The organism is Kitasatospora sp. NPDC058048, from assembly GCF_042885555.1.
Lineage (GTDB): Bacteria > Actinomycetota > Actinomycetes > Streptomycetales > Streptomycetaceae > Kitasatospora > Kitasatospora lactacystinica.
The window spans coordinates 1-16,057 of sequence record NZ_JBHVRT010000032.1 but is presented as its reverse complement, the minus strand read 5'-3'; the positions used below and the strand labels follow the sequence as shown (position 1 = coordinate 16,057).

Here is a 16,057-nt window from a genome sequence, read left to right as displayed (position 1 = left end):
GCGGGCCCGGGAGTGGTCCTCGCGGGCGTCCGGGTGCGGCCCTCGCGGGCGCCCGGTTTGGGGCGGGCAGCGGGCCCCTGGTAGCGTGGGCTGCTGCACCTGGCCTCGGCATGCCCTCTCAGCTTGACCGAAGGCCGCCGGTTGCAAACCCGTTCACAATCTTTAGACAGACTGAGGCTCCTTCGTGGCGAACATCAAGTCCCAGATCAAGCGCAACAAGACCAACGAGAAGGCGCGCCTGCGCAACAAGGCCGTCAAGTCCTCGCTGAAGACCGCTCTGCGCAAGGCCCGTGAGGCCGCTGCCGCCGGCGAGACCGAGAAGGCCACCGAGCTGGCCCGCGCCGCCTCCAAGGCGCTGGACAAGGCCGTGAGCAAGGGCGTCATCCACGCCAACCAGGCCGCCAACAAGAAGTCGGCCATCACCAAGCGCGTCAACACGGCCGTCCAGGCCTGACGCCCCCGGGGGCGGTGACCCCCATCGCTTCGGGACGACCCGGCCCTCTACCCGGACCCCCGAGGCGCGCGAGACTCGCACCGTACGCGGCCTGCGTTCGCCACGCGGGTGCGGTGCACATAGCTTGACCAGAAGTGCCAGCTCATAGGCCTTCTTCTACTGCCCGTCCGGTACACACCGGGCGGGCAGTACGCATTTTGTACACATGAATCCAGCCGCCCTGCTACGCGGCGAGCGCAGTCCTGGCCGCCAGTGCGGACGCGCGGCCCGCGTCGAGGGCGTTCGCCACCTCGTCGAGGCGGTCCGGGAACAGATGCCCGTACACGTCGAGGGTCATCGCTGCCGACTTGTGGCCGAGCATTTGCTGTACCACCTTCGGGTCCGCGCCAGCAGCGATGGCGAGCGAGGCCGCGGTGTGCCGGAGCTTGTGCGGGGTGAGGCCGAGGCCGCCGAGCCCGGCCGCCTTCACCGCCGGGTCGAAGATGGTCGACCGGAACTCCCAGTAGCCCATCGGCTCGCCGTCCCGGCCCGTGAACAGAAGCGCGTCGCGCCCCTTGCCCTTGAGCGCGTCCCTAAGGTCCGCGACCAGCGAGCCGAGCAGGGGCACGGACCGCTTCTCGTGGTTCTTCACGTCCTTGAGCAGCAGCCCGCCGCCGCGCTTGCGCGTGTAGGCCTGCACGATCCGCAGCCGGCGCGTGGCCACCTGCACCCGGCCGGCCTTGAGTGCCGAGACCTCGCCCCATCGGATTCCGCAGTAGGCCAGCACCAGTAGCAGCAGCGCGTACTTCCCCGCGGCGGCGGCCAGCGCCTCGACCTGGTCGTGCGTGAGGTAGACGTGATCGTCGTCGTCCTCGTCCTGCGGCAGCTCGTGGTCGACGGCCGGGCTGACGGCGATCTTCCCCGTCTTCACGGCGTACTTGAGCACCATGCCGAATACCAGGTGGATCTTCGCGATCCGGGCCGGTGACAGCGGCTTGCCGCGCTTGCCGGGCGCATTGCACAGCTCGGTCAGCCACTCGGAGACGTTCTCCCACTGGATCGACGCGACCGGCCACGTCCCCCACTTCGGCAGGACGTACAGGTCGAGCAGCTCGCGGTAGTCATCCTTGGTCCGCTCGCCGGGCCGGCGGAGCGCCCCGAACCACGCGGTGGTCACATCGCAGAACAGGGTCTTGCCCTGCTTCGGGTCGCGGTAGGTGCCCTTGTCGAGCCGCCCCAGGGTGTCCTGCTGGTGCTTCTCCGCGGCCGGGAGCGTGCCGAACGTCTTCGCCTTCGGGTCGCCGTTCGGGTCGTACCACCGGACCCGCCACCGTCCGGGCGCGGCCCGCTTGCTGCCGGCCTTCTTCGCCGCCCGCCACCGCTCCATCGCGGCAACGTAGTCCTTCTGCGTCGACCGGTCCTCGATCCAGACCCTAGCCATCAGCCCTCCCGTAGACCGAAAGCGCCTGCGGAAGCAGCTGCGCCACCTCCTCCGAAACGGGGCGTCGACCTGGCGGACGACCGAACTGCTCATAGTCCAGGACCGGCCTGAGATCGGTGCCGGGCTCCTGATTAAGCAGACCCCGACCGTCAAGCCAGTCCCATGCCGCCGAAGCCGGTACCTGCCCTGCACCCGTGACCTCAACGACGGCATCCTCCCGGTCATCCAACGGGAGCAGGAGGGAGGAAGGGCTCACGCGGAGCGCCACCGCCAGCACAACCAGGTCGTCGGCATCGACACGGCGCGTGCCTGCCTCAACTCGGGAGACACCCAGCGGAGGAATCGGTCTCCCCAGCTCGGAGGTCCGGTCCGAAAGTTCCTTCTTGGTCAGCCCTCGCGCCTCTCGAATGCGAGTCACGTTGCGACGCACTTGCTCGCCCGTTGGGCCGAGGGGGTTCTTCTTGTCTTCAGCCACAGCACCAGCCTCGCATCAAAATGATTCCACCGCAATCCATCTTGCTTCCTGATCCTCCTTGGATCTACTCTTTGATGCATCGACACATCAAAGTGATGCGTCAGGCAATCGAAGGGGATCGCCATGTCTGACGACTGGCTGACTCCGAGCGAGGTCGCAGAGCTGACGAAGCTCAGCGTTCAGACGCTGACCAACTACCGCTGGCAGGGTCGCGGGCCCGCCTTTCGCAAGCTCACCCCCGGCCGGAGTGGTCGAATCCGCTACCGCCGCCGGGACGTCGAGCAGTGGCTCGCCGGCGGGACCGCCGCCGCCTGAAACGCGTGTGGCCCCATCTGGCTGGCCGGCCAGATAGGGCCCGAAGCGCCCAACTATCCATCCCTGAACAGCCAAACGGCGGCGCGGGTGCCCTACACCCGTTGCGCCGCCGCTGAGGAGCTTCCCATGCACCGTACCGCCCGCCGCAGCGTGATCGCCACACAGCTCGACCCCGAGGGTGACGACATGATGGCGCTCGTTGACGCCACCAACGAGCCGAAGCCGACCCCCGAGGCGCTCATGCGCGAGGTCTACGCCACCGCTGACCCGAGCTCGACCGCCAGTGTCGTCCTGGAGGCGATCCGCGCCCTCGACGGCGGCCCCTTCACCTCCAACGCCGTCCGGTACCTGCCCATCGACGCCCTGCTCGACCGCATCGGCCTCGACCTGGAGGAGATCAGCCGCGCCGAACTGCCGGCTTCCATCCGCACCACCTACACCGGCATGCTCGTCCAGCCGCTCGACGGCCGCCCGTTCGTTCTCCTCCCCCGAGGCCAGGACCCGGCCGAGCGCGACCACGTGATCCGCACCCTCGCCTGGCGGCAGATCAACGAGCCCGTGACCTCCGGCCTGCCGATCCACCTGCCTGGCAGCAAGGCCGAGTGCACCATCCCGGGCTGCATCAACGACCACATGCCCGACCCGGACTTCGAGGGCCCGAACAGCAACCACTTCGGCACCGAACACCACGCGGACGACGCCGACGGCCGCCACGTCATCGGCGCGTGGTTCGAGATCAACCCGGGCCAGGCCCCGCACATCGAGGTCGAGACGTTCAAGACCAGCGTGGAGCTGACCGCCCGCGACGCCCGCGCGTTCGCCGAGCAGCTCCGACGCCTCGCTGCCTCGATCGAGCGCGACGCCGACACCATCGAGGCGGCGACCCGGTGACTATCCGCACCACCTCCGACGTCCCGGCCGCTGAGGTGGCCGGGGCTCCCGGAGTCCCGCCCTACGGCCTGAACCGCGCCGAGCAGGACGCCGAGATGGCGCGGCTCGCGCGGGCAGGCTGGCAGGAGTGGGAGCTGCAACTTCGCTTCCCCGCAGGATCGTTCGGCGAGGAGGCTGCGGAGTGAGCGACACCGTAGACGCTCGGACCGGCCTTGAACTGGCCGTCGTCGGCACCGCCATGCTCTCCCCCGACCAGTACAAGCCGCTCGCCGAGATCGTCAACGCCGACGCGTTCGCGCACTTCCCGGCGCGGGCCGTGTGGGAACTCCTCGCGAAGCGCATCCCCGAAGGCCTGCCCGTCGACTACGCCTCCCTTGCCGCCGCCCTCGGTCCCACCGAGACGACGCGCATCGGCGGGCCCGGCGTGTTCGCCAGGATCGGCGAGCACGGCCTCCCCGTTGCAGACTGGCAAGCTGAGAAGCTCCGCGAAATGGCCCTCCGGGAGCACGCCCGCGTTGAGTTGGTGCGGGCTCTCGAACGCCTCAACAACGACGAAGACGTGCACGCCGCGATCGAGGCCGCCAACCAGCGAACCGCCCGGCTCATGGAACGGGCCGCAGCGTCTGGCGTGGTGCCGCCGCAGTCTCGCCGGATCGTCCTCACTCCGGCCTCGGCACTACGGGCCCGGCCTGTCCACTGGCTGTGGGACACCACCCCCGAGGGGGCGCCCCCGACCAGCCACGGCCGCATCCCCCTGTACAGCCTTGCGCTGGCCGCCGGCGGGCCCGGCCTCGGCAAGTCCCAGTGGGCCGTCTGGATGGCCGCCAGGGTGACCACCGGCACTCTTCCCGGCCAGCTGTACGGCCGCCCCCGGGCAGTCATCTACGCAGCCACGGAGGACTCTTGGACGCGCACGATCCTGCCGCGGCTCATCGCCGCCGAGGCAGACCTCGATCTCATCTTCCGCATCGACGTGCAGGACGACGGGCGGGCATCAGCACGGCTGACCCTGCCCGTGGACACCGGGCGTCTCGGCGAAGCCGCCGAGGCTCACGGCGTGGCCCTGCTCGTTGCCGACCCCCTGCTGTCGATGATCGACAGCAGCGTCAACGACTACCGTGCCGCCGAGGTCCGCGAAGCCCTCGAACCACTCGTCGCCGCCGCCGAACGCCACGGCTTCACCATCATCGGCCTCGCCCACTTCACCAAAGCCGGCGGCTCCGACGTCCTGTCCCGCGTCGCCGGATCCGGCGCGTTCGGACAGCTCATCCGCTCCCTGATCGCGTTCGCCCAGCAGGAAGACGACCAGGGCGACACCGAGTTCATCATGTCGCTGGAGAAAAACAACCTCGGACGCCTCGGCCTGCCGTCGCACAACTACGCCATCCAGCCGTTCACCGTGGCCACGGACGAGGGCCCGTCGTACGTCTCACGGTTCGTGCTCGGCGGCGAGTCCACCACCAGCGTGCGGGACGCCCTCCGTGCCGCCGACAGACCGGCCGGGACTGACCGTGTCGAGCTGTCCGAGGCCGCCGCGTGGCTGCGGGACTACCTCGAAGACCCCCAGCGCGGCGGCGAAGCCCCGCCCAAAGAGATCGAGCAGGCAGCCCGCGCCGCCGGAATCACCCCCACGGCGCTCCGCTCGGCGAAAACCCGCCTCAAGGTCAGCAGCGTCAAGCCCAAGTTCCTCAACGCCTCGTGGGTCTGGCGCCTCCCCGAAACCAGCACCGAACGATAGCCCCTCTCCCTATACGCACCCCGCACCTTCTCATCTTCTCTCTGACCTGCTCTTTTACCCCCTCATCTTCCCCCTCATCTTCTCCGCATCTTCTCTCTCAACCCGCATCTTCTCTCCGAGAAGGTGTGGGGAAGGCGGGAGAGAAGGCGCGGAGAAGATGAGCCCCAAAAACCGCAGGTCAGACAGAAGATGTTGAAGATGCGGGCGTACGTAACACGTACAGGCCCGACAACCCCGGGCCCCACCTTCAGGAGCCCCGCATGTCCACCTCCGAAGACCGCGTCGCCGCCCTCATCGCCCAAGCCGCCCAGCGACGTGCCGCAGCAGCAGCCCGCCGAGCCCGCTACAACACCGCCCGACAGGCCGGCCTCGCAGCCCGCCACCACCTCAAGCTCACCCGACTTGCCCAGCAGCCCACCGAGCCCCCGGCAGACAGCACCGAACCGGAACCCCCCGACGCCGCCTGACCACCCAGCCGTTGCCACCCAAGCAACAACCCGCACCGCCGCGCGCCGGACCAGTCCAAGCCTTACGCGCGAGAGGAGATCAACCCTCATGCCCGCCCCCATCCCCGACCAGCAACGCGAAACCGTCCTCGACCTCGCGCGCGCCGGCCACCCCCGTAACGAAGTCGCACGCCTCTCCGGCGTCTCCCCCGCCTCCGTCACACGGATCTGCTCGACGGCCGGCGTCAGCTTCGACCGCACCGCCACCGCCGCCGCGGTCGAAGCCCGCGTCATCGACATGAAGCAAGCCCGCGGCCTGCTCGCCTCCGGCCTGCTCGATGACGTCGCCGAAGCCCGCCACCGACTCCACCGTGCCAGCGAAGCACGGGAGTTCCTCGACCTCGCCCGCGCCGTCGCAGCCCTCACCAACGCCCACGTCCGCATCATCAGCGTGGACGGCACCGACCAGAACACCGAGGAAGCCCGCTCCATGCTCGGCAACCTCATGGCCGGCCTCGCGCAGGTCTGGAACGACCAGCAGGACGCCCAGCAGCAGCCCGACGAAGGGACACCCCAGTGACCGCCCGAACTTGCGTCGAGCGACGCGTGTGGGCCCTGCTCGCCACCGTCGCCGACGACCGCACCGACGACATCGACAGCCTGCTCGACGACCTCACCCCAACCCAACTCGGGGACGTCGTCACGGCCCTGGCCAGCCTCGCCCTCGCCGCCCTCATGCCACCCGGCGCCGACCACCAGCACCCCGGCAACCGCGCCCACATCGCCAACGCCCTACGCGCCGACCTGCTCCAGTGGACGACCGAACGGCCCGCCGATGGCCAGTGACGACCTGCTCCTGCCAGACGGCACGGTGCTGATCCCCCCCGGACGTGGCACGGGAGTTGCTGCGGCCCCTGGTGGTCGGCCTCGCCGCCCGCTGCCGTGCCGACGGCACCAACCTCAGCCCGCGCACTGTCCGCCTGCTGCACGCACTCCACAACTCCGCCGAACACCAACCAAGTTCCGCCCCCGGAACCCCCGAGGCCCAACCTGCCAGTGTGGAACTGACCGCACCGGAGGCCGCGGAACTCCTGGCCTGTAGCCCCGAATACGTGCGGCGCCTGGCCAGGGCCGGCCGGATCGTTGGCCGCCGCGCCGGCCCTGCCTGGCTCATCGACTCCGCTTCCCTCGACGCCCACCGCCATGGAGCAGCCCATGCCCAACACGCCCCCCATGCAGGCTGACCGCCTCGCCGCTCTCCAACGCGAGATCGAGGCCAGCAGCGAAGCCACCCGTCAGCACGCCGAGGCGCGCGAGAAAGCCCGCGAGCAGTCCCGCCAGAAGCGCGAGGAAGACGCCGCCGCCGTCGATGCCCTCATTCAGTCCCGCCGAGAAGCACGGAGGAACCCGTGACCAACCAGACCCCCGACCAGATCACCGCCGCCGCCGACCAGGAAGTCACCGAGGCTGAGCAGCTGCTCGCCGCCCTCGAAGACCGGGTGCGGGACGGAGACGACACCGTGACACCCACCCAGGTCGAGGAAGCGCGCGGCCTGCGCCGGTTCGCCCAGCTCCGCCGCGAGGCCGCCCAGCGCAAGGCCGAGGCCGCTCGCAAGGTCGAGACCAACACGGAGGCCTCGCGGCGCCGAGACGCCTTCCTCGCCTCGATCGCCGACTGCACCCCCGAGGCGATCGAGGCCGCAGCCAAGCGCGCCGAGGACGCCCTGTTCGAGCTGCTGACGCTGGTCGACCGCCGGAACGCCGCCATTCAGTCGGCCCTGCCCCAGCTCGCATCCCCGGTGTGCTATGAGTCGGACCGCAAGATCAGCGCGAGCTATGAGCACCTCACCATCACCATCGACGGCACGGTCTACCACCCGCTTGCCGGGAAGAGCATCGCCGACCAGGCGCAGAACAAGGCCGCCAACCGGCACATGTACGCCGAGCAGGGAGGCCAGAGCCGTGCCTGACCTGCCGCTCGACTTCCTCGACGAGTTCCGCGCGCTCAAAGACCAGGTGCGTCAGCTGGCCGGCCGCGCCCAGATACGGCCCGCCATGGATCAGGTGCTCTCGGGGTCCGTGGTCGTCGGCGAAGGCGGCACGTTCAAGGTCAACAGCCCCGCTGGCCCACAGTTCTACGTCGGCGGAATCTCCCCGTTGAACCCCGACGGCACCCCGCAGCGCGGCCTGCTTGCGTACCGGCAGAACGGCACGATCGCCATCGAGATCGCCAACCAGACCGCGAACGCCGCCGACCCGCAGTGTGTGGTGGTCCGGGACGCCCGCGGCGGAACCCTGTTCGCCGAGGACGTCATCTCGGGCGGACTGGCGGTCCCGTACCTGCCCGCCAGCTTCTCAAGAGCCCGCTACACCGACTGGCCGGCAAGCGTCGCCGGAGCGTTCGAGGACGTGCACCGGGCTACGCTCGTCAAGCAGCAGCCCTACATGTACATCAGTATCGGGCACACCAGCGACGATCCCGCGACGACGGGCGAGGCGCAGGTGACCGTGAACGGGACGGCCATCGGATCGCCGGTCGCGGTCGGCTTCCTTATCCAGGGCACGACCGTCGGCCCGTTCCCGGTCCCGGGTGCCATCCGCTCACAGGTCGAGGTCCGGGTACAGGCCCGACGGACGGCCGGCACCGGCAACATCCGCTGCGAAGTGCTCGCGGCGTCCGGCATCGGATCCTGAGGAGAAGACCATGACCACGCCCCCGCCCACCCCAGCCGTGCCCTCGGGCTCGGCAGACATCGTGCTCCCCCTGCCGCTGTCCGAGCAGCACCCGGATCCCACCGAGCCGCCGGACGGCACCACCCCGACCCCCGGCTGATGCCCCCGCGGCCCGAGCGCCCGACCGTCACACCGGCGGCCGGGCGCTCCGCCGTTAGGTCAGCCGACCTTCGTCCACATTTGGCAGCCCTGCGACTTGAAGACGGCATCGGACTTCTTGATCGTCACAACACCCTGTCCGGTTAGCGCCTCGTTGGCAATGATCGAACCAACGTCCCCACTGCTTCCGTTGCTGCGCTCCCAGTAGCAGATGCCGGTACTGCCGCTCGGGCCAGCCGTCTTGTACGTGCCGGGCTGGATATCAGTGCCCACCAGGTAGGTGCCGCTGCCGGCTATTGTCCCGTTGGCCCCCGCCGCAGGCGCACTGGTCGGCTCCACCGTAGCGGTCACAGTCACGGTGACCGTCGGAGCGGGGAGTGCGGGCGCCGTGACCGTCGCGACCACGGTCCTGGTGACGGTCGGCTGTACGGATGGCGAGGCCGTTGAAGCGCTCGTGCTTGAACCGGTGCTGCACGCTGTTGCGGTCCCGAGCAGGACAGCGAAGGCGAGAGCAAGGCGTATGCGCATGTGAGTCCCCGGTGAGAAGCATGTGAAAGCGGGACCATATCGCTCGTGGGCGCGGGGCCGGTGGCCTGTGTCCGAGCCGTGATGTGCCATCGTCACCGGTTGCCACCCACCCGACAACCAGGCCTGGCCAGCAGACAGTTCTACCGGCCGAGGCCCGGTGTGAGGGGCGAGAAGGGCGGTTATAAAATCACGCCCGATTTCACACCTACGTGGTGCTGAGAACCACACAGATCCGCCGGGCCCACCCTGAGATGGGTCCAACACGGCGAGGTCATGGCCGACTCCAGCAAGTTTGAGCAAGTCTGTTGTGCCAGGACTCCCCATCAAGAAAGCATGGGCACATCGCTAGTCCGGCATCCCGCAGGAGGTCACCATGGCACTGCACAAGCTCGGCAAGGACCCGGAGTCGCCCAACGGTGGCAGTCCGACGATCTACTACGACGACGTGGCGGACTCCTATCTCGTGCAGGGCTTGCGGGTGGAAGACGCCGACCGCCTGAATCAGATGGACATTCCCGCACACGAAACGGTCACCGAGATTCCCAAGCGCATGGTCCAGTTCTTCCCGGAGGTTCGCAGTGCCGACGTTTGAGCAGCTGTTCGCGGCTGCCCAGCACTCCGCCGTGCACCTGGAGATGCGCGATGGCTACATGCGGGATGACCCCGTGTTCACTGCGTGGCAGGCCGGCCGTGTCGAACTCGACGGCGACGCCGAGGCCCGCTGGCGGGCGCTCGTTGCGCAGGCCGTCGCGCGTGGTGTCGCAGTACGCCGGGCTCGGGTGGTTTCCGAACCGCTGAGCGACTACGTCCGCTTCGAGCACGACATCACCGCGCAGCACAACGCTGCGGCTGGGGAACAAGTCCGCTGGCTCCCAAGGCGGCAGGCAACGACGCTGGCGCTGCCCGGAAACGACTTCTGGCTGTTCGACGGACGCTGGCTGCTGGTCAACCACTTTTCAGGGGAGGGCGACTGGACCGATTCGGAAGCCGTCACCGACTCCAGTGCCGTCGAACTGTGCCTCGCCGCCTTCGAAGCCGTTTGGAGTCGGGCTGTGCCCCACGCGGAGTACCGGCCGACCTGACTGATCAATGACTTCGTCTCCCCACTCCAGCACACAGGAAGCGCGCCAAGCGCTCGGCCGACGCCTGCGCGATGTCCGCAAGGACGCCGGGCTGACGGCGCGCGCACTGGCCGCGCTGGCAGGCTGGCACGAGTCGAAGGTCAGCAAGATCGAGCATGGGCGTCAACCACCGTCCGATGCAGACGTGCGGGCGTGGACGCTCCACTGTGACGCCGCCGACCAGGCCGCCGATCTCATTGCCGTCGCGCGCGGCATCGAGGGGGCCTACGTCGAGTGGCGTCGCATGGAGCGTTCCGGCCTGCGGCACGCCCAGGAATCCGTCCTGCCGTTGTGGGAACGCACCCGCCGCTTCCGGATCTACTCACCATCGCTGGTCCCTGGGCCGGTCCAGACCGGCGGCTACATCCGAGCGGTGCTTACCGCAATCCGCGACCGCCGCGGCCTGATCGACGACCTTGAAGGCGCCGTCCAAGTCCGGCTCGACAAACAGGAACGGGCACTACACGGCCTCGGGGACCGGCGTTTCGCCGTACTCCTGGAGGAAAGCACTCTGCGGTACCGGATCGGCGACATAGAGACGATGGCCGGCCAACTCGGCCATCTGCTCGCAGTGGCCTCGCTCCCGTCGGTCAGCCTCGGGATCATCCCGGAGAACACGGACCGCAGTCCCCTTTGGCCCGTCGAAGGATTCTTCCTGTTCGACGACGATGTGGTGAACGTCGAGCTGATCTCCGCGCACCTGACGATCACGCAACCACACGAGGTCGGCATGTACGCCGGGGTGTTCGCCGAACTCGCCGATCTCGCGGTGTATGGGGCGCACACGCGTTCACTGATCACAGCAGCAATTGCTGCTCTCGGGTGACTGCGAGCAAGTTCTCGCACACTCGTTGAGGCCCGTTCTGCCATCTCTCTACCGTGCTGGTCATGGCTGACCCCCAACAGCTGGCAGAGCTGCCGGGCGGGTACCCCTCAGCGGCCGGTCTCACGTCCGACCAACTGCATGGGGTGACTTGCCGCTGCTGCGACGGACCCGGAGCCGCAGGCGCACCCCTCACCAGGGCCGGCCACGTCTACACGTCTACCGGTCCGGGACGGGCGCCCCTCGGCTGGCCCGTGGTGGCGCACCCCGACTGCTTCTCCGAGGAGACCTGATGTACGGCTACGACGACTCCGACGACCGGCCCCGGTTCAACCCGAAGAGCGATGAGTGGCAGACCGCCGTCGCCGGTGTGCGGGAGATGCTCAACCGCTCGAACCGCCTGCGCGAGGCCGCCCAGCCCGCCAATCACGTCGAGCCGACCGTGGACAAAGAGCAGTGAGCGGCACCGCTGGCACGCCGTCCCGGGGCCGCATGACGAGGGGCCACTGCATGACCTGTTACGGGTACGTTGTTGGGCGCGTCGTGAGGACCATCGATGAGCGGCGCGAGCAGGTCGAGCACGACGACTGCCCCGGGCCCCCGCCGCCCGGCACAAGGGCCCGCACCTACAACGGCTGAACGCTGTCCGACCTGCCCGTGAGTACAGACGCCAAGGGTCTCCACACTGTGGACCGCCTTCCTGCCGGTGGCCTCGACACAATCGAGGGCGTCCACAGCGGTGGACGCTCTTCCCGCCCGGCAGGCGGTTCGCACTTCGCGGCGCCGCGAAGATCACCAGCCGTAAGGGGTGTCGGTGCTGGCGACAGCCTTTCCACCGGCAAGGGGGTGCATGGGCTGCACCCCCTCTTCTCGCCGGCATAGCCGAGAGGGTCTGGGGCCGTCGTTGGCTCCCCGAGGGTCCCACCGGACTCGGGTCCTTCCGGGACCTCTGTGAGGGACAGGCTGTCCCTCTGTGTCTCGGCAACCATTTCCGTCTGAGCAACGGTAGAGATCTTCCCGGACCCGGGAAAAAGGCAGGTCATACCGCCCTAAACGGCCCGACCTGCGTTGCGTTCCTGGCAACGAAGGTCGGACCGGTCTAAGCAGCAGGTGACCGGAATGGAGTTCCGCTCACCAGAGCCGAGGACGACCGGCCAGCCTTGAAACGCCGGTAGTACCGGGAAGCGGTCGACTGACTCACCCCGCACCGGGCCGCCGCCGCCCGCGTGCTCAGCCCCCGATCCCACGCCCTGCGGAGCGCACCCAGCGTGCCCCGACGGACCGCCCCTTGAGCCTGACTCGGCCCTGACTCGGCCAGCTCCGGACCGCCCTGCGGCGGCATCGCGGTCCGCCAGGTGAAGGGGCCGGTCAGCGCGGCGCCGATGAGGTCAGCCACGCTGACCCCACCCCCGCCGCGAGTCACAAGGCACCCTCGACACTCCGGAGTTCTGCCGCGAGATCGCGGAGCCGTCCGGCGTGGACGACCAGCTGGGCGGCGAGCATCCGGAGCCCGTCAGGATCGAGGCGGTGCCAGCCGGTGCCGAGCAGGACCGCCGCCTTCACCCCGCGGTCGTCGGGGTCGCTGCTGTACGGGTACTGGCACAGGGCGGCATCGAGCAATTGGACGGGCCCGAGCGGCACGTCCGCGGTGAGCGCGGTCTCGGGGCCCTCGTGGGCGAGGTCGACCAGGTCGAGACCGTCCTGGTGGGTGCCGAGGCACCAGGGCGGGCAGGGCACCGTTACCGGCCCCCGGTCGGAGGTGTGCACGGTGACCGTGCGGAAGTGAGTAGGGTCATACGTCAAGGTCGGACTCCCTGCCTGTAGGGGTCCGGCTCAGGCGCCGCCCGGTGGTCGCACACCAGGCGGCGCCGCCTCGGTCGCAGTACACATCCAGTACACATGAGGCCGAGATGAGCCGGGATAACGCGGGACAACGCGGTATTGCGTTTCCCCAGGTCAACCGGCCTATGAGGCTGATTCCGCTGGTCAGCAAAATGCCTCGAACACACGCGGCCTGCGTTCGCCACGCGGGTGCGGTGCAAACAAGTAGTGCGACAGGCGTCGCAGTCGGCCTCCTTCCCGGAGACCACTGCGGCGCCTGTCGCGTTCCGCGGTCCGGCCGCTATGGTCGGTCGGGTCCGTTCGAGGTGCGGTTCGGGGTGCGGGGAGCACCCCGACGCCAGGTCCAGGGGGAACTTCCATGACGACGCCACCGCCGCCACCGGCACCGAACGGACCGGGGTACGGCTTCCCGCAGCAACCGGGCGGGGGCGCGCAGCCGGTACCGGGCGCCCCGGGGCCCGCGGGCGGCTTCGGACCGCCGCCGGGGCTGCCCACCGCGCCCGGCCTGCCCGCCGCCCCGGGCCCCGGACGGAGCGGGAACCTGCGGCGCAACGCCGTCTGGGCGTTCGTCGGCGCGGTGATCGTCTCGGTCGGCTGGGCCGCCGCCGTGATGACCGTCCCCGGCCTGGTCACCAGCCAGTCCTCCCCGCGCGACCTGCGCGGATACCGGCTCTCCGACGACTTCTGCACCACCGGGAAGCCCACGAAGATCCTCCAGACGTACTCCGTCTCGGACACCTCCAAGCCGACCCACCACACCGACCGGCACCCGGCGCTGGACAGCATGAACTGCTCGATGTCGCTCAAGCGCACCGGCGGCACCAGCGACAGCGAGTACGCCAACCTCTACATGCGCGTCGACCTGCACAAGGCGGTCAACCCGGCGCCCGAGCTGGAGGCCAACAAGGAGCTCTACCGAGCGCGCGGCTACCAGGTCACCGACATCGCGGGGCTCGGCGAGGAGGCGTACTTCCTGTACAAGGACGACGGCTCGGACCAGTACCACAGCGTCTACGCCGAGCTGGACATCCGCGACGGCGGGATGACGTACTACGTCACCTACTCGGCCAGCTACACCGAGGGCAAGGGCAAGCCGCCGTCCAAGGACGAGCTGCGCGGCGCCCTCCAATCCGACGGGCAGGACGCCCTCCGGGCCATGAAGAAGTAGGCCGGACCGCCCGCACCGCCGCCCCGCGCCGCCAGTGGCCGGACCATCGGTGGGCGGGCCCTCGGCGGACGGGCCATCGGCGGACGGGCCGTCAGTGGGCGGGCTGTCAGTAGGCGGGCCGGGAGCCGGCCCGGGATGCCCGGGCGACGGCGACCACCGCGCGCTCCAGGGCGTAGGCCGGGTCGTCCGATCCGCCCTTGACGGCGGCGTCGGCCTGGGCGATCGCGGTCAGCGCGGTGGCCACCCCGTCGCCCGTCCAGCCACGCATCTGCTGGCGGACCCGGTCGACCTTCCACGGCGGCATGCCCAGCTCGCGGGCCAGGTCGCCCGGGCGCATGTTCCGCCCGGCGCTCGCCAGCCGGCCGATGCTGCGCACCCCGGAGGCCAGCGCGTAGGTGATGCCGGTCGGCGGCTGGCCGACGGCCAGCGCCCAGCGCAGCCGCTCCAGCGCCTCCGCGGCCCGGCCGGTGACCGCCAGGTCCGCCACCTCGAAGCCGGTCGCCTCGGCCCGTCCGCTGTAGTAGCGGGCCACCACCGTCTCGTCGATCGCGCCCTCGACGTCCGAGGTCAGCTGGTGGCAGGCGGCGGCCAGCTCGCGCAGGTCGCTGCCGAGCGCGTCCAGCAGAGCCTGGCAGGCCTCCGGGGTCGCGGAGCGGCCCAGGGTGCGGAACTCGCCCTTGACGAAGGCCAGCCGCTCGCTCGCCTTGGCCAGCTTGGCGCAGGCCACCTCACGCCCGCCGGCCTTGCGCCCGGCGTCCAGCAGGCCCTTGCCCTTGGCGCCGCCGGCGTGCACCAGCACCATGATCACTTCCTCGGCCGGCGCCTCGATGTACGCCTTGACCTCCTTCACCGAATCGGCGGAGAGGTCCTGTGCGGCCCGGACCACGATCACCTTGCGCTCGGCGAACAGCGACGGCGTGGTCAGCTCGGCCAGGCTGCCCGGCTGCAGGCCGCCGGGCGGCAGGTCCCGCACGTCGGTGTCCGGGTCCGCCGCCTTCGCCGCCGCCACCACCTGGGCGACCGCGCGGTCCAGCAGCAGCTCCTCCTGGCCGACCGCGAGGGTCAGCGGGGCGAGCAGGTCGTCGGGTGCACTCTTCCTGGCCATCGCCTACCAGCATCCCACGGGCCGCGGACACTCCCGCCCGACGGAGCGGGCGGCCCGACCTGGACAATGGCCGGGTGAGCGAGAACCAGACCACCGACCTCCCGGACGTCGACGACCCGTACGCCCGGCAGCTGCTCGTCCTGCCCGACCGCGACACCGCCCAGGAGGCGGCCGAGGAACTCGGCGCCACCCAGCCCGACCTCGGCGAGCTCGAAGTCGTCCGCGACGCGCTCGCGGGCGAGGACGACGCCGAGGACGCCCAGTGGCTGGTCGTCGCCGAGGCCCCGGAGAGCGGCTGGACCCCCGCCCTGCTGCACGCCCTCGACACCCTCGCGACCGGCTACGAGGGCTGGCGCGAGGAGGCCTGAGGCCTGAGGCCTGAGGCCCGCGCCCGGCACCCCGCACCCCGCACCCCGCACCCCGCACCCGGCACCCGGCACCCGGCACCCGGCACCCCGACATCTTCCGGGCCGGCTCGACCACTGCGGCGAGCCGGCCCCTGTCGTCGGCGCCCCCGTCCGCCCGGCCCGACCCGGCGGCAGCACCGTCGCGGTGATCGGATCAGGGTCGGGGAACAGCTCGGCGAAGACGTCCTCGGGCAGCGAGACCACGGCCAGCGAGGCGTTCAGCGCGACGGACGCGCACCGGGCGACGGAGGCGTCGCCCTCGGCCGGCAGCGGCGCGCTCCGGCTTGCCCGGAGCGCGCCGCAACCCGCATTTCCGGGCCTTTGCGCGTTCCCGTGGCACCTTGCCGCGGGCTGCCCTCACCTCCCCCTGAGCTTGTGGCATTTCTCCGGCGCGGGGCGGGGGGGGGGCCGGGCGCGCCCGGACGGTTGTTGGGGGGGGGGGGCGCGCCCCCACCCCCCCCCCCCCCAGAAAATTCATAGCCCCCACGGAGT

25 protein-coding genes are annotated in these 16,057 nt (G+C 70.1%); 19 read left to right on the top strand and 6 right to left on the bottom strand.

Annotation, left to right across the window (positions count from 1 at the left end; genetic code table 11):
- Window positions 1-184: 184 nt before the first annotated feature.
- The gene (rpsT, locus tag ACFVVA_RS28985) at window positions 185-454 is read left to right on the top strand and encodes a 30S ribosomal protein S20 (protein ID WP_030309778.1); all 270 of its coding nucleotides are present in this window, start codon (window positions 185-187) and stop codon (window positions 452-454) included.
- Window positions 455-677: 223 nt separating this feature from the next.
- Here the strand turns inward: rpsT and ACFVVA_RS28980 are convergent, their stop codons facing one another.
- Window positions 678-1,874: a tyrosine-type recombinase/integrase gene (locus ACFVVA_RS28980; RefSeq protein WP_387693747.1), complete on the bottom strand. Its 1,197-nt coding sequence runs from the start codon at window positions 1,872-1,874 to the stop codon at window positions 678-680.
- Entirely contained in the window at window positions 1,867-2,349 is a 483-nt protein-coding gene (locus ACFVVA_RS28975) for a helix-turn-helix domain-containing protein (protein WP_387693746.1), read from the bottom strand. Before ACFVVA_RS28975 ends, ACFVVA_RS28980 begins: the two co-directional genes overlap by 8 nt.
- Window positions 2,350-2,472: 123 nt before the next feature.
- Here ACFVVA_RS28975 and ACFVVA_RS28970 point away from each other — a divergent pair, with 123 nt between their 5' ends.
- The 12 genes from ACFVVA_RS28970 to ACFVVA_RS28915 all read left to right on the top strand — a co-directional run bounded on the left by ACFVVA_RS28970 (window position 2,473) and on the right by ACFVVA_RS28915 (window position 8,572).
- On the top strand, window positions 2,473-2,664 hold the full coding sequence (locus ACFVVA_RS28970; RefSeq protein ID WP_387693745.1) for a helix-turn-helix transcriptional regulator: 192 nt from the start codon (window positions 2,473-2,475) through the stop codon (window positions 2,662-2,664).
- A gap of 126 nt (window positions 2,665-2,790) precedes the next feature.
- Complete coding sequence (locus ACFVVA_RS28965) at window positions 2,791-3,555, top strand: DUF6907 domain-containing protein (RefSeq protein ID WP_387693744.1); 765 nt, start codon at window positions 2,791-2,793, stop codon at window positions 3,553-3,555.
- Window positions 3,552-3,740, top strand: a complete 189-nt coding sequence (locus tag ACFVVA_RS28960) for a hypothetical protein (protein WP_387693743.1) — start codon at window positions 3,552-3,554, stop codon at window positions 3,738-3,740. The genes ACFVVA_RS28965 and ACFVVA_RS28960 overlap by 4 nt, the downstream gene beginning before the upstream one ends.
- Window positions 3,737-5,293, top strand: a complete 1,557-nt coding sequence (locus ACFVVA_RS28955; protein ID WP_387693742.1) for an AAA family ATPase — start codon at window positions 3,737-3,739, stop codon at window positions 5,291-5,293. The genes ACFVVA_RS28960 and ACFVVA_RS28955 overlap by 4 nt, the downstream gene beginning before the upstream one ends.
- Before the next feature lie 260 nt (window positions 5,294-5,553).
- A complete protein-coding gene (locus ACFVVA_RS28950; RefSeq protein ID WP_387693741.1) occupies window positions 5,554-5,760 on the top strand; it encodes a hypothetical protein in 207 nt (68 codons plus the stop codon).
- Between the two features lie 88 nt (window positions 5,761-5,848).
- Complete coding sequence (locus tag ACFVVA_RS28945; protein ID WP_387693740.1) at window positions 5,849-6,319, top strand: hypothetical protein; 471 nt, start codon at window positions 5,849-5,851, stop codon at window positions 6,317-6,319.
- Complete coding sequence (locus ACFVVA_RS28940) at window positions 6,316-6,585, top strand: hypothetical protein (protein WP_387693739.1); 270 nt, start codon at window positions 6,316-6,318, stop codon at window positions 6,583-6,585. The genes ACFVVA_RS28945 and ACFVVA_RS28940 overlap by 4 nt, the downstream gene beginning before the upstream one ends.
- Window positions 6,586-6,629: 44 nt before the next feature.
- Window positions 6,630-6,983, top strand: coding sequence for a helix-turn-helix domain-containing protein (locus tag ACFVVA_RS28935; protein WP_387693738.1), 354 nt, complete (start codon window positions 6,630-6,632; stop codon window positions 6,981-6,983).
- Window positions 6,955-7,152 carry a hypothetical protein gene (locus tag ACFVVA_RS28930; protein ID WP_387693737.1) on the top strand — a complete coding sequence of 66 codons (198 nt, stop codon included), beginning with the start codon at window positions 6,955-6,957 and terminating at the stop codon, window positions 7,150-7,152. The genes ACFVVA_RS28935 and ACFVVA_RS28930 overlap by 29 nt, the downstream gene beginning before the upstream one ends.
- Window positions 7,149-7,709 carry a hypothetical protein gene (locus ACFVVA_RS28925; protein ID WP_387693736.1) on the top strand — a complete coding sequence of 187 codons (561 nt, stop codon included), beginning with the start codon at window positions 7,149-7,151 and terminating at the stop codon, window positions 7,707-7,709. The genes ACFVVA_RS28930 and ACFVVA_RS28925 overlap by 4 nt, the downstream gene beginning before the upstream one ends.
- A complete protein-coding gene (locus ACFVVA_RS28920) occupies window positions 7,702-8,433 on the top strand; it encodes a hypothetical protein (RefSeq protein WP_387693735.1) in 732 nt (243 codons plus the stop codon). Before ACFVVA_RS28925 ends, ACFVVA_RS28920 begins: the two co-directional genes overlap by 8 nt.
- Window positions 8,434-8,443: 10 nt before the next feature.
- Window positions 8,444-8,572: a hypothetical protein gene (locus tag ACFVVA_RS28915; RefSeq protein ID WP_387693734.1), complete on the top strand. Its 129-nt coding sequence runs from the start codon at window positions 8,444-8,446 to the stop codon at window positions 8,570-8,572.
- Window positions 8,573-8,631: 59 nt separating this feature from the next.
- Here the strand turns inward: ACFVVA_RS28915 and ACFVVA_RS28910 are convergent, their stop codons facing one another.
- A complete protein-coding gene (locus ACFVVA_RS28910) occupies window positions 8,632-8,976 on the bottom strand; it encodes a hypothetical protein (RefSeq protein ID WP_387693733.1) in 345 nt (114 codons plus the stop codon).
- A 496-nt stretch (window positions 8,977-9,472) separates the two neighbouring features.
- Here ACFVVA_RS28910 and ACFVVA_RS28905 point away from each other — a divergent pair, with 496 nt between their 5' ends.
- From ACFVVA_RS28905 to ACFVVA_RS28890, 4 genes are all read left to right on the top strand, one after another.
- Window positions 9,473-9,691 (top strand): hypothetical protein, encoded by a 219-nt coding sequence (locus ACFVVA_RS28905; RefSeq protein ID WP_387693732.1) that lies wholly within the window; start codon window positions 9,473-9,475, stop codon window positions 9,689-9,691.
- On the top strand, window positions 9,678-10,181 hold the full coding sequence (locus tag ACFVVA_RS28900; RefSeq protein ID WP_387693731.1) for a DUF6879 family protein: 504 nt from the start codon (window positions 9,678-9,680) through the stop codon (window positions 10,179-10,181). The genes ACFVVA_RS28905 and ACFVVA_RS28900 overlap by 14 nt, the downstream gene beginning before the upstream one ends.
- A 7-nt stretch (window positions 10,182-10,188) precedes the next feature.
- Window positions 10,189-11,046: a DUF5753 domain-containing protein gene (locus ACFVVA_RS28895; RefSeq protein ID WP_387693730.1), complete on the top strand. Its 858-nt coding sequence runs from the start codon at window positions 10,189-10,191 to the stop codon at window positions 11,044-11,046.
- A gap of 289 nt (window positions 11,047-11,335) precedes the next feature.
- Entirely contained in the window at window positions 11,336-11,503 is a 168-nt protein-coding gene (locus tag ACFVVA_RS28890; protein ID WP_387693729.1) for a hypothetical protein, read from the top strand.
- Between the two features lie 639 nt (window positions 11,504-12,142).
- On the opposite strand, the gene ACFVVA_RS28885 is transcribed toward ACFVVA_RS28890, so the two are convergent.
- Together ACFVVA_RS28885 and ACFVVA_RS28880 are read right to left on the bottom strand one after the other, a co-directional pair.
- Entirely contained in the window at window positions 12,143-12,385 is a 243-nt protein-coding gene (locus tag ACFVVA_RS28885) for a helix-turn-helix domain-containing protein (protein WP_387693812.1), read from the bottom strand.
- 77 nt (window positions 12,386-12,462) lie between these two features.
- Window positions 12,463-12,846: a DUF6907 domain-containing protein gene (locus tag ACFVVA_RS28880; RefSeq protein WP_387693728.1), complete on the bottom strand. Its 384-nt coding sequence runs from the start codon at window positions 12,844-12,846 to the stop codon at window positions 12,463-12,465.
- 397 nt (window positions 12,847-13,243) lie between these two features.
- On the opposite strand from ACFVVA_RS28880, the gene ACFVVA_RS28875 reads away from it, so the two are divergent.
- Window positions 13,244-14,053, top strand: a complete 810-nt coding sequence (locus tag ACFVVA_RS28875; protein WP_387693727.1) for a hypothetical protein — start codon at window positions 13,244-13,246, stop codon at window positions 14,051-14,053.
- A 106-nt stretch (window positions 14,054-14,159) separates the two neighbouring features.
- Here the strand turns inward: ACFVVA_RS28875 and holA are convergent, their stop codons facing one another.
- Window positions 14,160-15,158: a DNA polymerase III subunit delta gene (gene holA / locus ACFVVA_RS28870; protein ID WP_387693726.1), complete on the bottom strand. Its 999-nt coding sequence runs from the start codon at window positions 15,156-15,158 to the stop codon at window positions 14,160-14,162.
- Window positions 15,159-15,232: 74 nt separating this feature from the next.
- On the opposite strand from holA, the gene ACFVVA_RS28865 reads away from it, so the two are divergent.
- On the top strand, window positions 15,233-15,526 hold the full coding sequence (locus ACFVVA_RS28865; protein WP_359903089.1) for a hypothetical protein: 294 nt from the start codon (window positions 15,233-15,235) through the stop codon (window positions 15,524-15,526).
- The last annotated feature ends 531 nt before the right edge of the window (window positions 15,527-16,057 follow it).